The organism is Kitasatospora sp. MBT66 (assembly GCF_000710405.2).
GTDB classification, from domain to species: domain Bacteria; phylum Actinomycetota; class Actinomycetes; order Streptomycetales; family Streptomycetaceae; genus Kitasatospora; species Kitasatospora purpeofusca.
This window is the reverse complement of record NZ_JAIY01000008.1, coordinates 420,264-441,877: the sequence shown is the minus strand read 5'-3', so window position 1 is coordinate 441,877 and position 21,614 is coordinate 420,264. Positions and strand designations below refer to the sequence as shown.

Annotated in this window: 28 protein-coding genes and 1 pseudogene; 23 read left to right on the top strand and 6 right to left on the bottom strand. The window is 69.3% G+C overall.

The features are described 5' to 3' along the window. Positions 1-146 precede the first annotated feature (146 nt). The 16 genes from BI06_RS23390 (at position 147) to BI06_RS23330 (ending at position 11,702) form a co-directional block, all read left to right on the top strand. Complete coding sequence (locus BI06_RS23390) at positions 147-938, top strand: hypothetical protein (protein ID WP_043471116.1); 792 nt, start codon at positions 147-149, stop codon at positions 936-938. A gap of 145 nt (positions 939-1,083) precedes the next feature. Further along, a complete protein-coding gene (locus BI06_RS23385) occupies positions 1,084-1,800 on the top strand; it encodes a hypothetical protein (RefSeq protein WP_043471113.1) in 717 nt (238 codons plus the stop codon). A 154-nt stretch (positions 1,801-1,954) separates the two neighbouring features. Further along, positions 1,955-2,167 (top strand): hypothetical protein, encoded by a 213-nt coding sequence (locus tag BI06_RS23380; protein WP_233290259.1) that lies wholly within the window; start codon positions 1,955-1,957, stop codon positions 2,165-2,167. Between the two features lie 4 nt (positions 2,168-2,171). Beyond that, positions 2,172-2,366 carry a hypothetical protein gene (locus tag BI06_RS23375; protein ID WP_043471108.1) on the top strand — a complete coding sequence of 65 codons (195 nt, stop codon included), beginning with the start codon at positions 2,172-2,174 and terminating at the stop codon, positions 2,364-2,366. Beyond that, positions 2,356-2,487: a hypothetical protein gene (locus tag BI06_RS54755; RefSeq protein ID WP_255360243.1), complete on the top strand. Its 132-nt coding sequence runs from the start codon at positions 2,356-2,358 to the stop codon at positions 2,485-2,487. Before BI06_RS23375 ends, BI06_RS54755 begins: the two co-directional genes overlap by 11 nt. A gap of 2 nt (positions 2,488-2,489) precedes the next feature. After that, positions 2,490-2,633: a hypothetical protein gene (locus tag BI06_RS51070; protein WP_158516455.1), complete on the top strand. Its 144-nt coding sequence runs from the start codon at positions 2,490-2,492 to the stop codon at positions 2,631-2,633. A gap of 169 nt (positions 2,634-2,802) precedes the next feature. Further along, positions 2,803-3,027, top strand: coding sequence for a hypothetical protein (locus BI06_RS23370; RefSeq protein ID WP_051741643.1), 225 nt, complete (start codon positions 2,803-2,805; stop codon positions 3,025-3,027). 13 nt (positions 3,028-3,040) lie between these two features. Continuing rightward, on the top strand, positions 3,041-5,521 hold the full coding sequence (locus BI06_RS23365) for a phage/plasmid primase, P4 family (RefSeq protein WP_043471105.1): 2,481 nt from the start codon (positions 3,041-3,043) through the stop codon (positions 5,519-5,521). Positions 5,522-5,535: 14 nt separating this feature from the next. After that, entirely contained in the window at positions 5,536-7,386 is a 1,851-nt protein-coding gene (locus tag BI06_RS23360; protein WP_043471102.1) for a DNA polymerase, read from the top strand. Next, entirely contained in the window at positions 7,383-7,691 is a 309-nt protein-coding gene (locus tag BI06_RS23355; RefSeq protein WP_043471099.1) for an HNH endonuclease, read from the top strand. The genes BI06_RS23360 and BI06_RS23355 overlap by 4 nt, the downstream gene beginning before the upstream one ends. 217 nt (positions 7,692-7,908) lie before the next feature. Continuing rightward, on the top strand, positions 7,909-8,403 hold the full coding sequence (locus tag BI06_RS23350; protein ID WP_043471096.1) for a hypothetical protein: 495 nt from the start codon (positions 7,909-7,911) through the stop codon (positions 8,401-8,403). A gap of 280 nt (positions 8,404-8,683) precedes the next feature. Then, positions 8,684-9,622, top strand: coding sequence for a sigma-70 family RNA polymerase sigma factor (locus BI06_RS23345; protein WP_051741642.1), 939 nt, complete (start codon positions 8,684-8,686; stop codon positions 9,620-9,622). Positions 9,623-9,651: 29 nt separating this feature from the next. Beyond that, positions 9,652-9,780 (top strand): hypothetical protein, encoded by a 129-nt coding sequence (locus BI06_RS54750; protein ID WP_255360242.1) that lies wholly within the window; start codon positions 9,652-9,654, stop codon positions 9,778-9,780. Positions 9,781-9,808: 28 nt separating this feature from the next. Continuing rightward, complete coding sequence (locus BI06_RS23340; protein ID WP_043471093.1) at positions 9,809-10,159, top strand: hypothetical protein; 351 nt, start codon at positions 9,809-9,811, stop codon at positions 10,157-10,159. A gap of 12 nt (positions 10,160-10,171) precedes the next feature. After that, on the top strand, positions 10,172-10,642 hold the full coding sequence (locus BI06_RS23335; RefSeq protein ID WP_043471090.1) for a hypothetical protein: 471 nt from the start codon (positions 10,172-10,174) through the stop codon (positions 10,640-10,642). 841 nt (positions 10,643-11,483) lie between these two features. Continuing rightward, the gene (locus BI06_RS23330; RefSeq protein WP_043471088.1) at positions 11,484-11,702 is read left to right on the top strand and encodes a hypothetical protein; all 219 of its coding nucleotides are present in this window, start codon (positions 11,484-11,486) and stop codon (positions 11,700-11,702) included. Between the two features lie 60 nt (positions 11,703-11,762). Here BI06_RS23330 and BI06_RS23325 read toward each other — a convergent pair whose 3' ends face one another. Beyond that, positions 11,763-12,500, bottom strand: coding sequence for a GntR family transcriptional regulator (locus BI06_RS23325; RefSeq protein ID WP_043471085.1), 738 nt, complete (start codon positions 12,498-12,500; stop codon positions 11,763-11,765). Positions 12,501-12,626: 126 nt separating this feature from the next. On the opposite strand from BI06_RS23325, the gene BI06_RS23320 reads away from it, so the two are divergent. The 5 genes from BI06_RS23320 to BI06_RS51065 all read left to right on the top strand — a co-directional run bounded on the left by BI06_RS23320 (position 12,627) and on the right by BI06_RS51065 (position 15,574). Then, positions 12,627-12,833, top strand: a complete 207-nt coding sequence (locus BI06_RS23320) for a hypothetical protein (RefSeq protein WP_043471082.1) — start codon at positions 12,627-12,629, stop codon at positions 12,831-12,833. A gap of 294 nt (positions 12,834-13,127) precedes the next feature. After that, on the top strand, positions 13,128-14,588 hold the full coding sequence (locus BI06_RS46635; protein WP_082558625.1) for an ASCH domain-containing protein: 1,461 nt from the start codon (positions 13,128-13,130) through the stop codon (positions 14,586-14,588). Then, positions 14,585-15,010, top strand: coding sequence for a low molecular weight phosphatase family protein (locus BI06_RS23305; protein ID WP_043471079.1), 426 nt, complete (start codon positions 14,585-14,587; stop codon positions 15,008-15,010). The genes BI06_RS46635 and BI06_RS23305 overlap by 4 nt, the downstream gene beginning before the upstream one ends. 82 nt (positions 15,011-15,092) lie before the next feature. Further along, positions 15,093-15,416, top strand: coding sequence for a hypothetical protein (locus BI06_RS23300; protein WP_043471077.1), 324 nt, complete (start codon positions 15,093-15,095; stop codon positions 15,414-15,416). Further along, positions 15,413-15,574 carry a hypothetical protein gene (locus BI06_RS51065; protein ID WP_158516454.1) on the top strand — a complete coding sequence of 54 codons (162 nt, stop codon included), beginning with the start codon at positions 15,413-15,415 and terminating at the stop codon, positions 15,572-15,574. The genes BI06_RS23300 and BI06_RS51065 overlap by 4 nt, the downstream gene beginning before the upstream one ends. 55 nt (positions 15,575-15,629) lie before the next feature. Here the strand turns inward: BI06_RS51065 and BI06_RS23295 are convergent, their stop codons facing one another. After that, entirely contained in the window at positions 15,630-16,376 is a 747-nt protein-coding gene (locus tag BI06_RS23295) for a TetR family transcriptional regulator (RefSeq protein WP_082558624.1), read from the bottom strand. Between the two features lie 281 nt (positions 16,377-16,657). Beyond that, positions 16,658-16,915 (bottom strand): annotated as a pseudogene (locus BI06_RS46630) (TetR/AcrR family transcriptional regulator); the annotation flags it as partial. Positions 16,916-17,122: 207 nt separating this feature from the next. Between BI06_RS46630 and BI06_RS23285 the strand changes: the two are divergent. Next, complete coding sequence (locus BI06_RS23285; RefSeq protein WP_043471073.1) at positions 17,123-17,665, top strand: GNAT family N-acetyltransferase; 543 nt, start codon at positions 17,123-17,125, stop codon at positions 17,663-17,665. Here the strand turns inward: BI06_RS23285 and BI06_RS23280 are convergent. Together BI06_RS23280 and BI06_RS23275 are read right to left on the bottom strand one after the other, a co-directional pair. Then, entirely contained in the window at positions 17,650-18,141 is a 492-nt protein-coding gene (locus BI06_RS23280) for a macro domain-containing protein (RefSeq protein ID WP_043471070.1), read from the bottom strand. The two genes, BI06_RS23285 and BI06_RS23280, sit on opposite strands and share 16 nt — an antisense overlap. Positions 18,142-18,151: 10 nt before the next feature. Next, positions 18,152-19,423 carry an MFS transporter gene (locus BI06_RS23275; RefSeq protein ID WP_063764208.1) on the bottom strand — a complete coding sequence of 424 codons (1,272 nt, stop codon included), beginning with the start codon at positions 19,421-19,423 and terminating at the stop codon, positions 18,152-18,154. A 173-nt stretch (positions 19,424-19,596) separates the two neighbouring features. Between BI06_RS23275 and BI06_RS23270 the strand changes: the two genes are divergently transcribed. Next, positions 19,597-20,562, top strand: a complete 966-nt coding sequence (locus BI06_RS23270; RefSeq protein ID WP_043471067.1) for a LysR family transcriptional regulator — start codon at positions 19,597-19,599, stop codon at positions 20,560-20,562. 280 nt (positions 20,563-20,842) lie between these two features. Here the strand turns inward: BI06_RS23270 and BI06_RS23265 are convergent, their stop codons facing one another. Next, on the bottom strand, positions 20,843-21,469 hold the full coding sequence (locus BI06_RS23265; RefSeq protein WP_043471064.1) for a YceI family protein: 627 nt from the start codon (positions 21,467-21,469) through the stop codon (positions 20,843-20,845). Positions 21,470-21,614 lie beyond the last annotated feature (145 nt).

Here is a 21,614-nt window from a genome sequence, read left to right as displayed (position 1 = left end):
TTCGCGTGCCCGAGCTGCTGGCCGCCGCCGTTCCGCAGGCGATCACGTGACCACGCTCCGTGATCCGGCCCCCGCGCCGGCTGGCCCTTGACCGGCCCCCATCCATCCCCGTGCAAGGCACAACAGCGCCAACCACGGGAGAGTTCTTGGCCACCATCTCGACCATCATGCGCGGGGGTTCCCGCCTGTACGTGAACCCTGAAACGCGCGTCAAGGTCCCGGGCGTCACGTCGATTCTCTCGATGCTGCCGCAGGACTTCCTGCGCTACTGGGAAGCCAAGATGGTGGCCGAGGCCGCCGTCAACAACATCGGTTCCCTGGTGGGCCTGGTCCTCAACGACCAGGCCGGGGCCGTCGACTACCTCAAGGGCGCCGCCCGCCGCTACACCCGCCAGCGCGCGGACATCGGCTCGGCCGCTCACGACGTGTTCGAGCGGCTGGCCAGGGGTGAGGACGTGCGCCGCGTCGGCCCCGACATCGAGCCGTACCGCCGTCACTTCTCCGAGTTCCTGGACCGGGTGCAGCCCGAGTTCCTGCGGCTGGAAGACATCGCCTGGAGCGACCAGCACGCCTACGCCGGATCGTTCGACGCCATCGCCAAGGTGGACGGCGAACTGTGCGTCCTGGACTGGAAGACCAGCAAGGCGACGTACCCGACCGTCGCGTTGCAGCTCACCGCCTACGCCAGGGCGGACAAGATCGTGGACGCCGAGGGCACCGAGCACCCCATGCCCGAGATCAACGCCGGGGCCGTCCTGCACGTCACCCCCGAGGCGTGGGCCCTCAAGCCCGTGGAGATCTCGGACCGGGTGTTCGACCACTTCCTTGCCCTGCGCCAGACGTTCAACTGGGACCGCGAGATCAGCAAGGAAGTGCTCGGCAAGCCCGTGGCGTCCGGCGGCGCCCTGGTGACCGGCACCGAGCGACGCGCCAAGTAGCCCGCCCCGCAGGGCCTTTACCGGCCCCCATCCATCCCCGTGAGCCGGGGAGCGGCGCGGCAGAGGGCCAGCCGGCCCCGTGGACACGCGCCGCCCCTCGGTGACCAACTCCGCACCCCCAAGCGCCACTTAGGAGCACCCCCGCTTGTCGACCCTGGCCATTTTCGACACCGACCCCGACGCCCGACCCAAGCCGAAGTACACCAGCGACATCGTGGGCAAGTTCCGGTCCGGCATGCTCAACAGCCTCAACCGGCCGGTGTCGCTGCCCAACTGGCGTGTCACGACCGGCGACCCGGACGTTGCCGACGCCGTGGCGTCCGCCCTCGGCGGCGAGTCCGAGACGTGGGACACCTCGGGTGAGGACATCTACCAGGTACTCACCGAGTCCGCCTCGGTGGACATCATCGTGGAGAACGGCGACGCCATCGACAGCCGCCTGATCCTGTGGGGCCGCTCCGGTCCCATCCACGAGTGCAACGGCGCCGTGTTCCTCGGCCCCGAGGAGGACCAGGGCCAGCCGTGCGGCTGCCCGCCGCTGCTCAGCGACCGCAAGGCATGGGCCAAGACGGGCCGAGGCCCGGCCCCGTCCATCTCGCTGACCTTCCGCCTGGCCAGTGACGTGGACCTCGGCAAGTTCAAGTTCACGTCCAGCTCTTGGGAGCTGGCCAAGGTCGCCCACGAGTACGCCGAGGCCCTGGACAAGGTCGGCGGCCCGGCCGTCGTCCGCCTCACCCTGGAACTGGTCGAGTTCACCACCGCCGCCGGTCAGGACGTGAAGTTCCGCAAGCCCGTCCTCAAGGTCATCAAGCCGTACGACGGCGACACCAAGAACCCGGACCTGTCCCGCGTCGGGTTCTAACGCACCACCAGTGTGAGATCTCACGCTGCCCAAGGGGGCGGGTCACCACGGCCCGCCCCCTTCCCATGTCCGCACCCCATGCGCCCGACGGAGAGAGCACTTGGCCAAGAGTCCAGCCACCGATATAGCCGGAGTCCCGATCACCCCCGGCGCCGTGATCGTCTACGCCGCCCGCCTCAACAACCGGGTGCGCCTGGCCGAGGGCGTCGTCACCCGCGTGTCCAGCGCCCTGGTCGGCGGTCGCGTCGTGCCGTTCCTGCGAGTGCGCCCGACCGGCAACGAGTCGGGCTTTGTCAAGCGCCGGTGCATGCGCGAAGTGAACATCACGACCGAGCACGTGGCCGTCACTGTCCCCCCGGGCCGGTGACCGCGTGATCTTCCGAGTCACCCCCGAACAGTGCCCGCCCCTCGGCCTGCTCCGCACGGCCGGAGTGGGCGACAACATCGTGATCTACGACGACGCGCGCAGCCGCGCCGACTTCTCCCGCGTCCTGGACGCCGCCATGGTCGGCACCACCCGGGGCGCCCTGCTGCTGGTCGAGGGGGTCATCCCCGATGGACCGTGAAACGTTCGGCACCGTACTGCGGTGCCTGCTCGGCGCCGAGGCCGCCCTACTCGCCCTGCTGCTCGCCCTCGGCATCCACGCCCTGGTGGACCGGTGGCGGAACCGAAAGGGGCGTCCGTGACCATGAGTTGGCCCGATCTGGCCGCCAATCTGCTGGCCCTGCTCACCCTGGCCGGCTGCGCCATGGTGGCACTCGGCGTGCTCTGCCTGCTGCTGGCCGAGGGCCTGGCGGCCGTCCGCGACGCCTGGCGGTCGCGTGGTCAATGAGTCCAAGCGCAAGGGGACGGCGTGGGAATCCACTGTCCGCGACTTCATCAACGAAGCAACTGGCAAGTACAGAACGCCAGTTGAGGGTGAGCCGCGCCAGTTCGCCGATTCCGCGGACCCCCACAACTGCAAGCGCCAGACGCAGCAAGGCCGTTACGACGTAGGCGACTTGCACGCCTGGCCCGTCGTGATCGAGTGCAAGGCGGAGAAGCGCATCACCCTGCCCGAGTACGTCCGCCAGGCCAACGCCGAGGCCGTGAACGCGGGCATGCCGTTCGGCGTCGCCGTGATCAAGGCGCCCCGCAAGAACGTCAAGGACGGATACGTCGTCACCGACCTGGCCACCTTCGTTCGCATCCTCCGCGCCCTGCGGGAGGGACCACCCAACCCCTAGGAGAGACACCCCCATGGACATGGACAGCCTGGTCACCCGCCTCGGCGGGGGCGACTTCGAGACCGTGCCGGACGGCGTGGTCGTGCGCTGCCCGGCCCACGACGACACCCGTCCGTCCCTGCTGCTGGTCCACCACGAGGGCGGCAAGGTCGGCGTCCACTGCCGCGCCGGCTGCCCAACTCCGGCCGTGGTGAACGCCGCTGGGCTGTCCATGTCCGACCTGTTCAACGTCACGGCGGGAACCGTGGTCGACTCCGCCCCGGCCGAGCGCCCCGACCTGGTGTCCGGCGCACCGGTCGCCGCGCTGGCCCACTACGTGGACGCCGCCTCGGCCCGCCTGTTCGACTACTCCGCCGAGTGGGCCGCCGCCGCGCGCGCCTACCTGGCCGACCGGTTCGGCGTGGGGGACGAGCTGGCCGCCGAACTGGAACTCGGCGTGGACGACGCCTCGGACGCCATCCCCGCGTTCGCCTACCTGCCCGCCGCGTACACCCGCTACCCGCGCCTGGTCGTCCCCCTGCGCAACTTCCACGGCCTGCCCAAGGGCCTGCAAGGCCGGGACCTGACAGGCCGCTGCCCCAAGCGCTGGCTCTCCCTGGCCAACCCCACAGGGATGCGCTGGACGGCCTACGGCGCCCTTCCCGCGCCCTCGGGCGTGGTGATCATCACCGAGGGCCCCGGGGACGGCCTCACCGCCCGCGCGGCCGGGTACGGGGCCGTCGTCATCCGGGGCGCGTCCCTGGCCGCCAGCCCCGAGCTGGCCGCCGAGCTGGCCGAGGGCCTGGCCGGTCGGCGGGTCCTGGTGTCGTCCGACCGGGACGCCGCCGGGTACCGCTTCGCCGCCGCCATCGCCCTGGCCCTGCGCCCGCACGGGTTCGACGTTCACCACCTAGTCCCGCCCGCCACGGGCATGGACCTGACCGACTGGCGCGGCGTGGCCGCCGACCAGTTCGTCCAGCAGCTCGGCGCCGCCGTCGACTCGGCCCTACCGGTGTCGACCGGAGAGGGACACGCCGAGCTGGACGCCCACCTTGGCACCGCCATGCCCTCGGCAGACGACGCCGCACACGCCCTGTCCGTCCTGGAACGGACCATGGAACGCTACGGCGCCAGCGACGTTCTCAACGCCCACGCCCTGGTGGCGTGGTCGGACGGCCGAATCCGCTACGCCCCCGGCCTCGGATTCCACGTCTGGAACGGGCGCGTGTGGGAGCGCGACGACGTGAAAGTCCGCCAGCTCATCCATTCCATGGGCGCCGCGCTGACCGTGGCCGCCGCAAAGCGCCGCGAGGACCGAAAGGCGACCGGCCAGGAACCCGAAAAGGACTGCCCGATCGCCCGTGCCGCGAAAGGCTTCACCATGAGCCGGCGGATCGAAGATCTCATCCGGGAACTCCGGTCCGTCCCCTCGGTCTACGTCGACGCCGGGGAATTCGACAACCGGCCCGAACTGCTGACCTTCCGGAACGGCGTCGTAAACCTGCGAACCGGCGCCCTGCGGCAGCACCGGAAAACCGACCTGCTGACCGTCTGCCTGCCCTACGAATACCGACCGGAAGCGGAATGCAAGCGCTGGCTCCGATTCCTCTCCGAGATCTTCCCGACCTACCCGGAACTCACAGACTACATTCGCCGCCTGGTCGGATACGGGATTACCGGCTCCGTTGACGAGCAGTGTTTCGCCGTGCTTTACGGAAAGGGCGCGAATGGCAAATCCGTTTTCACGGACACACTGTCCGGCATCTTCTCGGGGATTTCCAAGACGACGCCTTTCGCAACGTTCGAGGAACGGGCCGGAGGCGGTGGCATCCCCAACGACATCGCCGCCTTGAAGGGATCACGCCTGGTCCTGGCCTCGGAAGGCGAGGCCGGCCGCCCGCTGAGCGAGGCAACCATCAAGCGGGTGACCGGAAAGGACATGGTCGCCGCGCGATTCCTCCGACAGGAATTCTTCGAATACAAGCCGACTTTCCTGATCTTGCTTGCGACCAACCACAAGCCGCAGGTAAAGGGCCAGGATGATGGCCTTTGGCGCCGCGTGAAAATGATTCCTTTCGCCCGCTTCTTCGCGCCGCACGAGCGGGATTACAAGCTGTCCTCGGACCTCCTCGCCGAGGCCGAAGGAATCATTTCCTGGGCAGTCCGCGGCGCCGTCGAATGGTACGCCAACGGATTGCAGGACCCGCCCGTTGTGCAGGACTCCACCCGGAACTACCGGGAAACCTCGGATGCCCTGTTCGGCTTCTATCCGGGAACTCTCGTGCCCGCCACGGAAAACGACTACATCCGGGGCAGTGACGCATTCAGCGCCTATCTCCAGTGGTGTGAAGCCGAAAACCTCCAGCACCGCGAGCGCTGGACCCGACGCGCTTTCTACACCGCCATGGAAGAACGCGGCGTGCCCCGCAAGCGACTCAGTTTCGGAATGGCACTGGTCGGCGTGAAACTCGCCGAATCCACGCCAGCCGGCCCCGGCATCTTCGGGGGCGAATAGCAAGGAGAACCACATTGCGGGTCCACCCGTACCGGATCGCCGGTCAGCCGGTAGAAATCCGTGTAGTCGAGACGGCGGAGGACCTGGCGCAGTTCGATGCCTGGTGCACGGCCAAGGCCGAGGCCGGGGCCGTCGTCGGGTTCGACACAGAGACCTCGGGCCTGGACGTGTTCTCACCCGGCTACCGCTTGAGGCTCTGTCAGTTCGGCGACCTCACCACGGCGTGGGTCCTGCCGGTGGAGTACGGCGGCCCGTTCGCCGCAGCCGCCCGCAAGTGGCTGCTCCGCCTGCCGCAACTCACCATTCACAACGCGCCGTTCGACTGGCAGGTCTGTGACGCGCACCTCGGGGTGAGCCTTGAGGACCTGTATCCGCGCACCGTGGACACCAAGATCCTCGCCACACTGGTGGACCCCCGCCAGCCCCAAGAGGGTGGCATCGGGACCGGCCTCAAGCCCTTGTCCGCGCACTGGATCGACCCGGGCGCCCCGGACACCCAAGGGGACCTCACCGCCACGTTCCGGGCCCTCAAGCTCACCAAGGCGAACGGATGGGGCCGCATCCCGCTGACACATCCAACATACGAGCTGTACGCGGGACTTGACGTCATCCTCGGGTCCTGGCTGCTTGAGGTGATGCGCCGGGTGCACCGGGACCTGGACATCCGGCCCAAGCTGGTGGAGTACGAGCACCGGCTTGCGTTCATCTGCGCCGTGATGCAGCGCCGCGGAATGGTCCTGGACGTGGAGTACGTCCGACAGCTTGACGAACAACTCCTGGTAGAAGCCGAGCAGTTCGCCCTACAGGCCGCCCGGTTCGGCGTCGACAACATCAACTCGACCACGCAGGTAGCGGACGCCCTGGTGGCCATGGGCGAGAAGCTGTCCGACCGAACAGCCGGCGGACAGCTCCGCGTCGACAAGGCCGTCCTCCTGGCCCTGGCCGACCGGGACCTGTCATGGGACCGGCTGCACCTGCGCAAACCCAACCCTCTGGCCGAGGCCGTCGTCAGGGCCAAGAGGGCGTCCAAGTGGAGGACGGCCTACGCCTCAACCTTTCTGGAAACGATGGACGTTCGAGGAAGGGTGCACCCGGATATCCGGCACCAGCAGGCCAGGACAGGACGTATGTCCATATCCCGGCCCGCCCTTCAAACGCTCCCGTCCGGGGACTGGACGATCCGCCGCGCGCTGCTCGCCGAACCCGGCGACGTGGTCGTTGCGGTCGACTTCACCGCCGTGGAGATGCGGGTGTTGGCCGCCCTGGCGGACGTGCGCAAGATGCGCGCCGCCATCGAGGCCGGGGCCGATCTCCACGACTACACCGCCCAGTTGGTCTACGGCCCCGGGTTCACCCGGGATCACCGCCGACTGGCCAAGGGCGTGGGCCTGGCCACCATCTACGGCGGTGGCGCGGAAACGATTCACCGCCAGACCGGCGCCCCGCTGGACGAAATCCAGTACGCCCGCAAGACATACGGGCGCGTCTACCCCGAGATCAAGAGGGCGTCCAACGCCTGGCAGCGCGAAGCGTTCGCCAACAACATGGTGTTGGTGTCGCCGGTCGGGCGCCGCCTGCCACTGGACAGGGACCGAACGTACGCGGCAGTCAACTACATGTGCCAGTCCACGGCCCGCGACCTGCTGGGCCAGGCCCTGATCAACATTCAGGACGCTGGCGCACTCGACCTGTTGCGCTTGCCGATCCACGACGAGGTGGTCCTGTCCGCACCCAAGGCCGAGGCCGAGGAAGTACGCCGTACCGTCGAACGCGCCATGACCATGGAGCTGTTCGGGGTCCGGATCGACGCCAAGGGCAAGGTCGGCGGTCGCAGTTGGGGAACCCTGTACGGCGCGGCAGCGTGACCGGGCCCGAGGACTACCGAACCCTGGCCCGTCGCCGCACCCGGGTTCCCCCGGCCGTGACCCCCGAGGCCCTAGCCCGATGGTGGGACGACCTCGGCGCGTACGCCTGTGTCGCCTGCTGGGGACCGCCCGAGCACGCGGACCACATCCAACCCCTGGCCCGAGGAGGTGAGCACAGCGTCTACAACCTGCTACCGCTGTGCTCGCCGTGCAACCTCGCCAAGTCCGACCGTGACCCGTGGGAGTGGCTGCGAACGGACATCCTCGGCGCCAGCGGCGGGGGTGGCGGGCAGCGTCAGATCTAACGCTGCCGGTTGCCCATTCCGAGCGCGAACGTCCCACGATGCGGGTGCCCGGATGGACCTGTCACCTGCGGGTTTTAAGATCTCTTAAGGTGCCACCGCCCCGCTACCGAGCGTAGTTGTCGGTGGTCCGACGGGTCGAAATAACGGTTGTTCAGATTCAAACCGCGTGCTTACGTTCTCTCTCGAACGAATGAACGAATTTGGGGGGTGACTCACTGTGTCCGAGCTTGGCCGCGTCATGCCTTGGGGCCGGATGGCCGTGCGCGCCACCCGCGCCACGCTGCTGCGGCGCCTCGGCGCGTTCTTCCTTGACGCTGCCACTCGGGTTCTGGACACCGTCCGGCGTGACGCTGGCCGGGCCCGTATCGGCCGGGACGTGATGTTCGCCGCCGTGCGGGTCTACCTGCGGTTCACCCTGTCCAGCTACCCCATGGCGGCCCGCGTGCTGGTGGCCGAGGCCATCGTCAGCGCGGCCCGCTCCGGGGAGGCCCACGCTGCCGCCGAGGCGGCCCGGATGCGCCGGCTGACCGGCGCCCTGGCCTTTCTCAACGTCGTGGCCGTCCTGCCCTTCCGCGTGGCCGCCCGCACCGTAGCTCTGGCCCGCGCTGCGGCCCGCTTCGTGCGCGCCTGTGCGGCCATCCTTGCCCACGCGCTGACTCAGCGCGGCTCCCTGCCCTCCGGTCGGTCGACGGCGGGCAGAGCGGCGTTCTAACGCCTCTCCTGGCCCCCGTTCGTCCGGCGACCCCGGACGGGCGGGGGCTTTCGCATATCTAGGCACCGGTCGGCGCAGCCGTAGCGCGCGCCGCGCCGCTCTCTGGCCTGCCCTGATCCCTTAACTCCCCTTTCGCGCGGGGGACTTGTTCGGCGCGTGCACGGCCCCCGACTGCCGCACTGCACCCGGACTCATGGCATGTCCATGCCCTTTTCCGGGCCCTTTACCGGCCCCCATCAACCCCCGCGACTCAGCCACCGCACCACGGAGCCAAGCCGCGATGACGCACGCCCTGACCTGCCCGAACACCCCCACCGACGCCGATGAGCTGGCCGCCACCGTGGCCGCCGCACAGGCCGGTGACCCCCGCGCCGTCGAGGCCGTCCTTGCCCGCCTTGAGGGCGCCGTCATCGCTCTGGCCCACCAGCGCGCCGAGCGCACCGCCAACGGGATGGCACACCGCGACGACATGGCCCAGGAAGGCCGGATGGCCATTTTGGGAGCGCTCAAGGACTACTCTCCGCAGCCGGGCGCCGCCTTCACCACCTACGCCATGACCCGCATCAAGAACGCCATCTCTCAGGCCGCCTGGCAGGAGACGACGCCCGGCGTCGACCAGCGCGACGCCCGCACCTACCTGGCCGCCCTGCGAGAGACCGACGGGGACCACGACGCCGCCGAGGCCCTTGTCAGGACGCTGCCGGACACCAAGCACCGACTCTCGCGGGAGTCCGCCCGAGCGGCCCGCCTGGCGTTCGCGCCGCCCGTCGCACTCGACACCATGACCCACGACGACGCCGAGGCCGCGCAGCGAGAGTTCAAGTTCCGGGGCGACCGCGTGAAGTCGCCCCAGGACCGGTGGGCCGAGCGCCAGGGCAAGGCTGACGCGTCCCTCGGCCTGGTCCGCGACGACGTGGCCCACGACCAGCACATCCGCGCGGCCCTGGTGAACCGGGTACTGCTGCCCAAGCTGTCGCCCACCCAGCGCCAGGTGATCGACCACACGTATGGCACCTCGGGCGCCGCGTGGCTGGTCAAGGTGTCCGCCATCGGCATGCGGGGGGCGGATGTGACCCCCGACCTTGAGGCGATAGCCGGGGAGATCGGCACCACGACGGCCGCCGTGAAGCAGCACAAGAGCGCCGGACTGGCCAAACTCCGGCGCAGCTACGGGGACTTCGAGGACGCCCTTGCCACCGCGGAATCCATCGCCGCCTAAACCGCCCGTGCGCACAAGGGAGTTGCACCGTGCCCCACTATATGACCCCCGAGGACGCAGCGCTAGCCGGCGCGAGCGTGCTTGACCTCGCCGAGGACCCGGCAGGCCCCACGTGGGCCGCCGACCTGTTCGACGCCGCCGACGACGACCAGCGCTAGATCTAACACTGCAACAGGAGAGAACCACATGGGCGTCCAGCTCAACACCCGCACCGTCACCACCATGAACGCCAAGACCGGCCGCATCACCCTGGTTGCCCCCGAGGGGGACAAGGGGGGCGTCCTGCTGGCCGCAGCTCCGAACACCCGCCTTGAGCCGGACCACATGCATGCCCTGGCCACCTGGCTGCACGCCGAGGCAACCCGGATTAACACCGAGGCGGCGCAGAAGCAGGCACAGGCCGAGGAGGACCGGAAGGCCGAGGCCGAGCGCAAGCGGGCCGAGACCGAGCGCCAGCGCATCGAGGCCGCCCGCCGGGCGCGTGCCGACATCATCCGCAGCCTGGAGGGCCGGACCGGTACGTCCTGGCGTTTCTGAGGGGAACCGACCATGAACCTGCCCGATCGCACCGAGTACCGGTTTGAGGACCACCACGTCGACGGGGACGCCCTGGTCCTCAAGGTCGACAAGGACGGGGACGTACTGATCAGCACGCACGAGGGCGGGGAAGTGGTCGGCGGGTTCTACCTGCGGCCCGACGACGTGGACGCCCTGGCGGTGGCTGTCCGCCGCCTCGGTCGCACCGGCGCCGCCCACCGAACGGCAGTCGTCGCCCAGCCTGGTCCCGCCGATATACCCCCGCCCGTTGACCCCCGAACTCCGGAAATGGTCGAGGCCGAGGAATGGGCGGATAAGGCGGCCCGGCGCGCTACCTTCGCCGAATCCATGCTGCCCGCCCCGGGCACCGAGGACCGAGAACGCGCGTTTATCCGCGCAACGGAAATGCTCGGCCCGTCCGCCTCGGCCGAAAGTCGAATGGAAATGGCCCGCTTCCTGCTCGGTCAAAGCCGCTGGACATAGCGCACCCGCAGCCGGCCCCCGTCTCTCCGCGTGAGGGACGGGGGCCAATTCGTCGTTTCAGAGTTAGAACTCACACTGCCCGAGAGGTGGCCATGCGAACCCCCAAGCCTGCCGCAAGTCTTGCAATCGGCGATGTGATCGGCACCACGGCGCGGCCTGTCGTGCTGGCCGTCCAATTCGAGAGTCGAGATGACAAACCGGTGGTCCTGGTCCGATTCGACAGCACGCCGGGATGGCACTCATACGCCCCTGACCAGCGGTTCTACGTATGGGAGCGTGCCCATTTCTGACCTTGGCGAGGGCGCCCCCGGCCGTGCGTGAATGATCGGTTTCAAGTTCGAACCACCTGCATGTTAGCTTTCGGTCGTCGCGGCACCGAGGCAAGGGGGATACCCGTGGTTGCGCTGACTTCCGAAGAAGTTTCGGTTCTCCTTACGGCGTACGCAGAAACGCCGGATATTCTGGAGATCGGGCCAGAGTATCCGGTCATGCTCGCGCTCGTATGCAAAAGGATGGCAGTAATCGACACCGAGCCCGATCAACTCGGAGGTCGGACTACTCGACTGCTGCTAAGTCCCCGCGGCCGTGCGGAAGCTATTCGCCGCCTCGGTAATGCGGGTGCGAGAATTAAGTAATGCCATCGCAAAGACGTTTATATCCAAAATGAGCCCTCGGCCTAAATGGTCGGGGGCTCATTTTGCGTTGGGGGCCTAGTCCGACTGCTACCCGGCCGTTGCTGGCGTGCTAGCGCGCTGTTACGTTGGCGGCCATGACTCAGCGAAAGCGGCGGGGGGCCGACGGGGTAGCACCCGGCCGGAGAGACTTTGAAGGGGCACGGGCGATGATCGCCAGCCTGTCCCTACGGGAACTGTGTACCGAGTGGCTGGAAGGCCAGGTGGCGCCGTCCGCGACCCTTGAGGACTGGCTAGTCGAGGACATGGCCCGACGTTGCGGCCAGGCCGCCGTGCGGGCTTGGCAAGCGGCCATGGCCGAGGCGGGGAAGCCCATCGACCCGTTCCCGTTCCTGGGGCCGGCCGAGGGCCAGGCCGAGACCGAGTAGGGCCCGCAGCGACAGAACCCCCGACCACTCCGGCCGGGGGTTCTGCTGTGTCCTGCGGCGCTAGCTGAGCGTCTGCGGGTTGTACTCGTACCCGATCGTGAAGCGGGTCGGGATGCACCACTCGCCGTACTCGATGATCCCGGCATCATCCGACCACCGATGCACCCCCGCCAGGATGGGGGCCCCGTTGGGGATGCCGAGGGCGCTTGCTTCTCGGGCGTTGGCCGCTCGTCCGTGCATGTCGTCACGGGCGTGGTTGATGCTCCGGTTGGTGGCATCGAGGATCTTCGTAAGGATGCCAGCGTTCTTGCCCGGCGCAGTAGAGAGGAGGTCGGGCACCAGGGCGGCGAACTCGGCAGGGTAGTAGACGCCCTGGTACATGAGTCGCTGGCGACCCTTGCCCACCACGAAGTCACGACGTACTAGCTGGTCGCCGGGGTCGAGGTTGAACAAGTCCTGGACGTACAGGGGGGGTTGGCAGAGTTCCGCCCGCGTGACGATGCTCGTTTCCCCCATCATCAGGTTTGTCCGGATGCGGTGAACCTGGAGGAGTCGGTCACGGCCGGATGCGGCCACCGACGGTTCGTCCGCGACGAAGGTCCCGCGCTGGCTGGTCCGGATGTACCCCTCAACCTGGAGAGCCTGGAGCGCCCGGCCCACGGTGGCACTGGCGACGTTCCAGCGCTGGCACAGCTCACGCTGACTGGGCAGCTTGGTACCGGGCTCCAGTTCCCCGGACAGTATGGCCGTCCGGTAGTGGTCGGCGATGCGGGTGAACGTGTGGTTGGTGCCTGCCATGGCGGCGCCCCCTGAGTGGTGACGGAAAGTCAGTGCGCTAGGTCACCGACAACCATACTCCCGCGCTGTAGCGCACCGGTAGCTTTGCGCTACCACATTTCCCCGGTGTGCTAGGAGATTCCGCCGATGTCCCTCGCAAGCAGGAAGAAGACCGGTAAGAGCAGCAAGCAGCAGACCGCCCGGAAGCCGTACGTCTCCCCGGATGGCTGGACGCCGCTGGACGACTACGACCCGTCGGTGGCGCTCGCCGTGGTCCCCCACACCGTGGAGGGATGCACCTGCCCCGGATGCCGTCGGGGTCTCTCCACGGCCGAGCTTCGGGCCGCCGGGTGAGTGCCGCAGCGCTCCGCGAACCGCCCAACGACGACCAGGGCGAAGAGGATCACTGGGCGTTCCTGGCCCGCGCGAGCGTTCGTGAGCTGCCCGGCGAACCCGGCCCCGTGGAGAGCAGCGCGGGGGAGTAGTGGCGGCGCACGGTTCCTACCCCGGCGGACTGGGCGCGTTCTTCTCCGGGGCGCGTGAAGCCCGCCAGGTCCTCAACATCCGGCGACGGCCCCACCCGTTGCCACCTGCACGGCACAGCACAGCACTACCTCATCCGAGCAGTGACAAGAGGGAGGGCCCACGATGACCGTGACTGTTGAGCTTCAGTCGCCGAACACCGTGCTGGCGAACGCAGTTGAGAACGTGTTGGACGTGCTCCGCCCCCGCATCGTGGCCGAACACGTGGACCACATCCGGTTCACGGTCGGGACGCAGATCAACGGGGCGCCGCACATCGGTACGCACATGGTTCAGAGCCTGTCGTTCATGGTCGCCGAGGCGGCCCGCGACGCTTACGGCCTGGACGCGGACGTGGAGTTCTACGCGCTGGACAACGCTCCGGCGGTGACGACCACCGACCCGGACAGTGGGCACGTGTACCAGCGCACCTACTACGACGAGTTGGGGCCGGTGGCGGTCGGCGAGTTGGTGCGGATGCACTACACGCCCCTGTTCGACTCCCTGTCCCTCCGTACCGGCATCGACTACCACCTGACGACCTACACCGAGCAGCAGGCCAGCCCGGTGTTCCGCGCAGAGTTCCTGCGGACGCTGGAGTACCTGGACGAGATCCGCTATTGGCTCGACCCGCACGCCGGCTCGGCACACATCCGCATCCCGTGCCCCACCTGCGGGTGGGCCGAGAAGTATGCGGCGCGCACGCGGTTGTTGGACCTGGACGACTCCGGCGCGCTGTTCGAGTCGGTGTGCATGAACCACGGCCGGTACGAGGCCGACATCACGCCCTTGGGCGGTGGCTACGTGGACCTGGCGACCCTGTACCGCAACGTCGTCAAGGAACGGTCCTACCGCCCCTCCGGAACGCTCCACGTCATGGTCAAGGGCGGGGACTGGGCGTTCGGCTGCCAGCTCGTGGACGGCGCGCAGGTGGCGATCGGCCCGACCGCTGCCGCTCCGGCCCGCATCTTCACCCCACAGATTCTCGGCCCGGACGGGGCGAAGCTCTCCAAGAGCTTGCTCCGTGAGCTGGCCGAGGCCGGAAGGCCGGCAACCGGGGAGGGCTTCCGATGGATGCTCAACCCGGCACTCTGGCCCGGCACTTCAGAGGACTATGTGGATGCGCTCTCGGACCTGGGGGAGCTGCTGCTCTCCGACCCGAGGCACTTCTACCGGCCCTACACCACCACCGAATTGGAACGACTCATGACCAGTCGCCAGCCTGCCAAGAACGAATCCCAGGCGCATGGACGACCCCGCAACATCCAGATCTACCGGCAGTACTTCGACCTGATCGCCGACGGCAGCAAGACCGTTGAGGTTCGGGTGGCCTACGACTCGATGAAGCGCATCAAGGTCGGGGACCTGCTGAACTTCACGTGCCGGGGCGAGGAGTGCTTGACGCGGGTTACCCGCATCGGCAAGTACGCGACGTTCAAGGAGATGTTCGGCACCGAGAAGGTCGAAGCGGTGAACCCGAAGGCGACGGAGGCCGAGCAGTTGGAGGCGATCTACGCCATCTTCCCGCCCCACAAGGAGGCGTTGGGCGTCCTGACGTTCGAGCTGGAACGGGTGAACGGCCGGTGAGCCCGCTCGGCTCCCGGCGCCGCGTCCTGGTCGTCTGCAAGGGCAACATCTGCCGGTCGCCGATCGCCGCCCTGATCATCGCAGAGCGGTCCGCCGGGACGCTGGACGTACGGTCGGCGGGCACCCGGGACTGGCACGTGGGCAAGCCGGCGCACCCCCTGATGATCGAGGCCGCAGCGGCGTTCGGCTACGACCTGACGGCACATCGCGGCGCGCTGCTGGACGCCGAGTTGATCGAGTGGGCGGACGACCTGGTGGTCGTGGATGGCGAGACGGCGAAGGCCGTTGAGGTGCTGGCCCCTGGACGAACGGTCCGGATGCTGGGAACGGGCATCACCGACCCATGGGGCGGCACTCCCGAGGACTTCGCGCGGGCCGTCCACGACATCCAAGAGGCCACTCGGTTGTTCTACGCGGCCTGACACACCCCACCCCCACACCCCGGCTACTCCTGGAGCCCGCGCGGCCCAGGAGTAGCCGGGTACCACCCGGAAGGACACGCACGTGAGCGAGAGCGGGCAGCAGGAGCCGAACGAACTGGAGCAGTTCGCAACGGCCGCGTACCTGGGGATGAAGGCAGCGTTCATCATCGCCATGGAAACGTTCTGCAACGAGACGGGGGCCGACCTGGACGCGCTGCTTGGCGCACTGGAACGTGACCCCCGAATCGGACAGTTGCGCAGCGTGGAAGGTTTCGACCCCTGGGACTTCCGGGCGTTCCTCGCTGTGCTCAAGGCCGAGAATTCCGAGGCGCTGGGATTCTTCCGCGCCATGGAGCGGTTCCCCCGGCAGGCCCTGGCGTCCGGCCCCGCTGGAGCATCGGCGTGACCTTCCCCTTGGACGACGGGCAGGCTGAATACCGGGAGGCCGCAGAAAGGGCACAGCAGGGCCTCACGGACCCCCGCCGGACCGTTGTCGCCTACACGGTGTCTGTGGCGGGCGTGATGGCCGCCCTGGGCGCACTGCTGGCATCCGCCTGGCGCTGACCCCACCGACCGCCCCGTCCGTGCGCATCCCCCGACGCACGGGCGGGGCTACTTGCTACTTGGCCGCAGCCTTGCCGATGGTTGGCAAGATGAAGTCCTGAATTAGTCCCTTGGCGTCCCGGACGATCGGCCGGAAGACCCGATACCGGGAGAGGTTAATCACCCGGGCCGCCATGGGGGTGGACCTACGGACGAATTCCCGCGTCCGCTCGGTATTGTCGGTGCGGTCGAAAACCCAGTAGAGCACCACGACCATGAGGTGTAGCCAGAGGACATCCGGCAGTAGCTCCACCAATTCGGCGTCCAGCTTCGGCGCCAGGTCTGAGCCGGCGAGTACGTCGCGGAACAACTCCACGGCGGTAGCTCGCGCCGGATGGGACTCATTGGAGAACGGACTCAGAGAGCTGGTCGGGTCGGCTGCCGTGCGAAAGAACTGGGCGGCGAACTCGTGGTAGGGCGTGGCCGTGTCGATCCAGGACGCAATAGCAATTTCCAAGCGCGCCGCGAAATCGCGGGTTTCCGCCATTCTATTTCTTGCATCCGCGGCGTGGTCATAAGTCATCCGGTCATAGAATCCCTGAATTAGGAACTCTTTTCCGGCGAAATAGTAGTACGCGTTCCCGACTGAGATTCCCGCCTCGGCCGCAATGGCGCGCATCGTGGTTTTTTCGTATCCGCGTTCCTGGAAAAGCCGCATGGCCGTTTCGAGGATGAGGGCGCGGGTCTGCTCGCTCTTGTCCGTCTTGGGCAGGGCGCGCCCGCCCGGAAGCTCGGGGGCGCCAGTCTCGTTCGGCTTGTCCACGCTGGCCGACCCTACCGGGCCGGGGTCGGCGAAACCCCGTCCCGCGTAAGCCCTGGGCGGTAGCCTGCCCTCATGATCAAGATGGATGCGGAAGCCGCTGTTGCCCTGCTGGCTGGCCAGGGAATCCCGTGCACGGCAGGGCCTCGCGACCTGGCGGCGCCGGACGGGGCGTGGTGGATCTTCGGGGGACCGAACCCGGCAGCGCCGCAGGACTGGACGGACCTCGGGCGCCGACTGCTGGCGGCCACGCAGGCCGAACCCGTACTAGACCTGACCTGCAATTCTTTCGCCGAGAAGTAGTAATAGGCATTTCCGACCGAAACGCCCGCCTCGGCGGCGATGGCGCGCATGGTGGTCTTCTCGTAGCCGCGCTCCTGGAAGAGCCGCATCGCGGTCTCCAGGATCAGGGCCCGGGTCTGCTCGCTCTTGTCCGTCTTCGGCTGGGCGCGACTGCCACGTGTCTCGGCGGGTGCCGAAGGGGTGCCGCCGTCGGTGCCGCTGCCGTCGTTCGTCGCGCTCGGGCCGTTCGTCGCTGCCAGGTCGTCCACGGCCCCGAGCCTAGCCCGATCGGCCCAGTCCCAGGCGGTGTCGGCGCGGTGCGGCACCGGATGCCCCCTCCGCATCCGGTGCCCACACGGGCGCCGCTCTCCGTGAACTCTCCTCGAGTCACTTCGAACGCGTTCAAAAGCATGCCATGACTTCGGACCGGGCTTGAACGCGTTCAGGGCGGATGAGAGGCTCGTTCCGTGATCACCACCATCCGCCGGGGGAACGCCCGGGACGCCGAGGCCGTCGCCGCACTGCACGCCGCCAGCTGGCGCAGCGCGTACACCGGCATCGTCCCCGACGGCGCCCTCGGTGACGGGCTGGCGGACGAGCGGCGCGAGATCTGGGAGTTGCGGCTGAGCGTCGACTACGGCGCCCCGGAGGCGACCCCCGAGCTGCTGATCGCCGAACAGGCCGGCGACACCGTGGGCTTCGCCTACCTGGTCCCGATGCCGGACGGCCGGGTGCTGCTCGACAACCTGCACGTCCGCCCCGGGCTGACCGGTGCCGGGATCGGCGGGGACCTGCTGGAGGCGGCCTGCGCCTACGTCGTCCGGCAGCACCCCGGAGCGGACCTTTGCCTGGAGGTGCTGCAGGCCAACACTCGCGCGATCGCCTTCTACGAGCGCGCGGGCGGCAGGCGCACCGCGGCCGGGCAGGGCGTCTTCCCCGGCGGTCACACGCTGCCCGAGTACGAGTACACCTGGTCGGCCGCCGCGCCGGCCGGTCAGTCGTGGTCGTAGACCGTCACCGGTACCCCCCGTTCCGTCAGCCGGGCCCGTACCAGGGGCTCCACCGTCTCCCAGCGCCCGCCCGCCAGTCCGCAGCCGATCCGCGGCATGTGCACCGAGGCGCCCAGGGACAGCGCGTGTCCGCCGAGCGTCGCCAGCGCGGTGTCGATCGCCTCGTACCGCACCGGCGGCCCGGAGGAGCGGCCCGTCCGGATGCCGCGCTGGCCGATCAGGTTCGCCACCCAGAGGTACTCCGTCACCTGGACCAACTGCACCGCGCCGAGCCCGAAGTCGTTCTTCGAGCGCTCCCGGTGCCACCGCCGGTAGGCAGCCTCCGGCTCGGCCCACCGCCGGGAGACCGCCAGTACGAACCCCCTCCCCCAACCTCCGAGGTCGTTGCAGACGTGCGCGATCACCTTCACCCCCTTGCCCAGGGGCGCCGTGGCATCGCCCCGGACGTAGTCGATGGTGCTCGCTGCCGCCGTCATACCCCGCAAGCTAGCGGGTGGCACCGACAGTGGGTTCGGGGGAAGTGCGGGCCGAGGGCCGGGGCCCGGTGCCCAGGTGGCGGCGGCCCGCGAGGGCGATCAGCAGGGCGAGCGCCGCCGCCCCGGCCGGGATCCAGTAGCCCGCGCCGGGCCCGGCGTGTTCGGCGAGCGCGCCGGCCAGTGCCGAACCGGTCGATATGCCGATCATGATCCCGGACACCGCGATCGCCATCGCCTCGTTCAACTGCCGCTGCGGCAGCAGCTCCTGGATCAGCGTCATGCCGGTGACCATGGTCGGCGCGGTACCCGTGCCGGCCGCGAACAGGGCCACCCCGAGCAGTGCGAGCCCCGCGCCGCCCAGCCCGGCGGCGAGCGGCAGCAGCAGGAGCCCCGCCATCGCCGCCACACCCCGCAGGAAACGGGTACCAGCGGGGCCGGTCGGCCGCAGGGTGCCGAACACCAGCCCCGCCACGCAGGAGCCGGCCGCCACCAGGGCCAGCAGCCCGCCCGCGACCGGCCGGTTCCCCAGCGCGTCCGCGTAGGCGACGGTGGTCAGGTCGAGCGCGCCGAAGACCATGCCGGTGCTGAGGAAGGTCAGGGCGAGCACCCGGAGGGCCGGTACCCGCAGCGGTGAGCGGTCCGCGGCGCCGGAGCCGATGGAGGGGGAGGTCGCGTCGGTCCGGTCGGCCGTCGGCGGTTCGGTCCGCCGCTGGGCCGCGAAGAGCAGCGCGCCGACCGCGCCGACGCCGCCGGCGGCGAGCATCCCGGCCTCCGGGGCGACCGTCGTGCACAGGACCATGCCGAGCACCGGTCCGGCCATGAAGCAGAGCTCGTCCAGGGACTGTTCGAGGGAGTTGGCGAGGTGCCGGTCGTCCGGTGCGTCGCGGAGCAGGTGCGCCCAGCGGGCCCGCGCCATGCCGCCGAGGTTCGGCACCGCGGAGCCCGCCGCCCAGCAGAGGTAGAGCGTCCAGTCGGGCGCGCCGAGACGGACGCAGAGCAGCAGCCCGCACAGCGGCACCAGGTTGTACAGCACCGCCGGGACGGTGACCCGGGCCTGCCCGAACCGGTCGACGAGGCGGCCGATCAGCGGCATGCCGATCGCCACCGCGACCAGCCCGGCCGCGGCGACGGTGCCCGCGAGGGCGTAGGAGCCGCGCCGTTCGGCGATCAGCACCACGAGGGAGACGCCGGTCATCGACATCGAGAGCCGGGCGAGCAGTCCGGCCAGGGTGAAGGCGACGGTGCCGGGCCGGGAGAACAGACGTCGGTACGGGGCGAGCACGGGACTCCGCGGGAGAAGAGGGGGAGGGGGAAGGGCTCCAGCCTCGGGCCGCCGGTCGTTCGCGGTCCAACACCTGTTCCGCCGCATCGACAACAGAATGCTGTTTATCGGGGCCGGGCGGCCGCCGTACCGCACCGCCCGCCCGGTCGGCCGCGCGTTGCTAGCCTGCCGCCATGCCCCACGACCTGCACCCCCGTCTGCTGCGCGGCTTCGTCGCGACCGCCGAGACGCTGCACTTCGGCCGCGCCGCGGAGCGGCTGCACGTGGCCCAGCAGGCGCTCAGCCGGGATGTCCGGACGCTGGAACGGCTGCTCGGCGACACGCTCTTCCTCCGCACCACGCGCAGCGTCGAACTCACCACCGCCGGGCACGGATTGCTGCCCAAGGCCCGCCGACTGCTGGCCCTGCACGACGAGATCCTGTCCGGTGTCGCGCACCGGCCGCTGCTGCTCGACCTCAACAGCGACGTCACCGGCCCGGACCTCACCAGCGACCGGCTGCTCCAACGGGCCCGCGCCGCCTGGCCGGAGGGCGAACTGCTGGCCCGGTTCCACGGCGGTCTGGCGGCCGCGGCCACCGAACTGCTCGCCCACCGGCTGGACGTGTCGTTCGGCCGCTACGCCGGACTGCCCGCCCGGACGCGGGACCGGCTCGCGCAGCGCCCGGTCAGGTTGGAGGCGGTCTCGGTGATGATGGCGGCCTGCCATCCGCTGGCCGGGCGGCCGGCCCTGCGGCTCGCCGAACTGGCCGGGCACCCGGTGGACATCTGCGCGGGCAATCCGGCGACCACCGAGTGGGCCGACCTCGGCCGGCGGCTGTTGGAGGAGCACGGTCTGGACGCGGCGCCCCCGCGGGTCCCGCCGGTGGGGGTGGACGAGACGGCCCGCTACCTGGCCCGGCACGGCGACCCGATGCTGACCACCGTCGGCGGCCCGGTGCTGCCGGGCGCGGTGAACGTGCCGCTGGTCGAGCCGGTCCCGCTCAGTCTGGTGAGCCTGGTGCACCGCCCGGACCTGCGGCATCCCGGGCTGACCGCGTTGCTCACGGCGGCGGCCGAACTCGGAGCGCGCGAGACCTGGTTGCGCCGCCCGGCAGGCAGTTGGCTACCGGCGCCGGACGCCGCGCTGCTGGCGGTCTAGCGAGCAACCGTCCTGCCCGATCGGATCCGCCGGACCGGGATCCGCCGGACCGGGATCCGCCGGACCGGGATCCGCCGGACCGGGATCCGCCGGACCGGGATTCACCGGATCAGGAATCACCGTGCCACGACGGGTTGTTGTGGCGGGACACGACTCCACCCCTGCCGCTCGGGGGTCGGCAGGGGTGGAGTCGGGTGCGGGCGGGCGGTCGGCCGGAGGGCCGACGCGCGCGCCCGCGCTGTCTGGGGCCCCGCAGGGCCCGCAGTCGAGGTCGGCCGGGTCAGGCCGCCTTCACGGCGGAGATGTCGAAGGTGAGCTTGACCTTCTCGCCGATCAGTACGCCGCCGGTCTCCAGCGCGGCGTTGTAGGTCAGGCCCCAGTCGGTCCGGTCCAGGACGGCCTTGCCCTCGAAGCCGACCCGGTCGGCACCGTAGGCGTCGACGGCGTGGCCGGTGAAGTCGAGGTCCAGGGTGATCGGGCGGGTGACGTCCTTGATGGTCAGCTCGCCGCTCATCCGGTAGGACTCGTCGCCCACGCGCTCGGCGGAGGTGCTGCGGAAGCGCATCTCCGGGAAGGTCTCGGCGGCGAAGAAGTCGCCGGTGCGCAGGTGCTCGTCGCGCTGGGCCTGGTTGGTGTCGATGCTCGCGACCTTGATCACCAGGTCGGCGCGGGAGTTGGTCGGGGTGGTGCCGTCCAGGTGCAGCTTGCCCTCGTACTCGGTGAAGCGGCCCTTGACGTTGGTGACCATCGCGTGGCGGACGGCGAAGCCGATCTCGCTGTGGGTGGTGTCGATGGTCCAGTCACCGGTCAGGTGTCCGAGCCCGAGGTCCTGGCCGGCCGGGTTCTCGGCGACGGCGACGGCGGTGGTCGCGGTCTCGGTGGTCTTGGTGCGGTTGAACAGGCCCATGGCTCCTCCTCGGGTTCGAAGCCATTTGTTTAGGCTTCAACTTGATGTCTCCACTGTAGACCCGACTCGTTCAAAGTTCAACCACTGATCGCGAGAACCTCCGTCCGGTGTGTCGGGCGGCGGTATCGTCGGGCCGGTCCGGCCT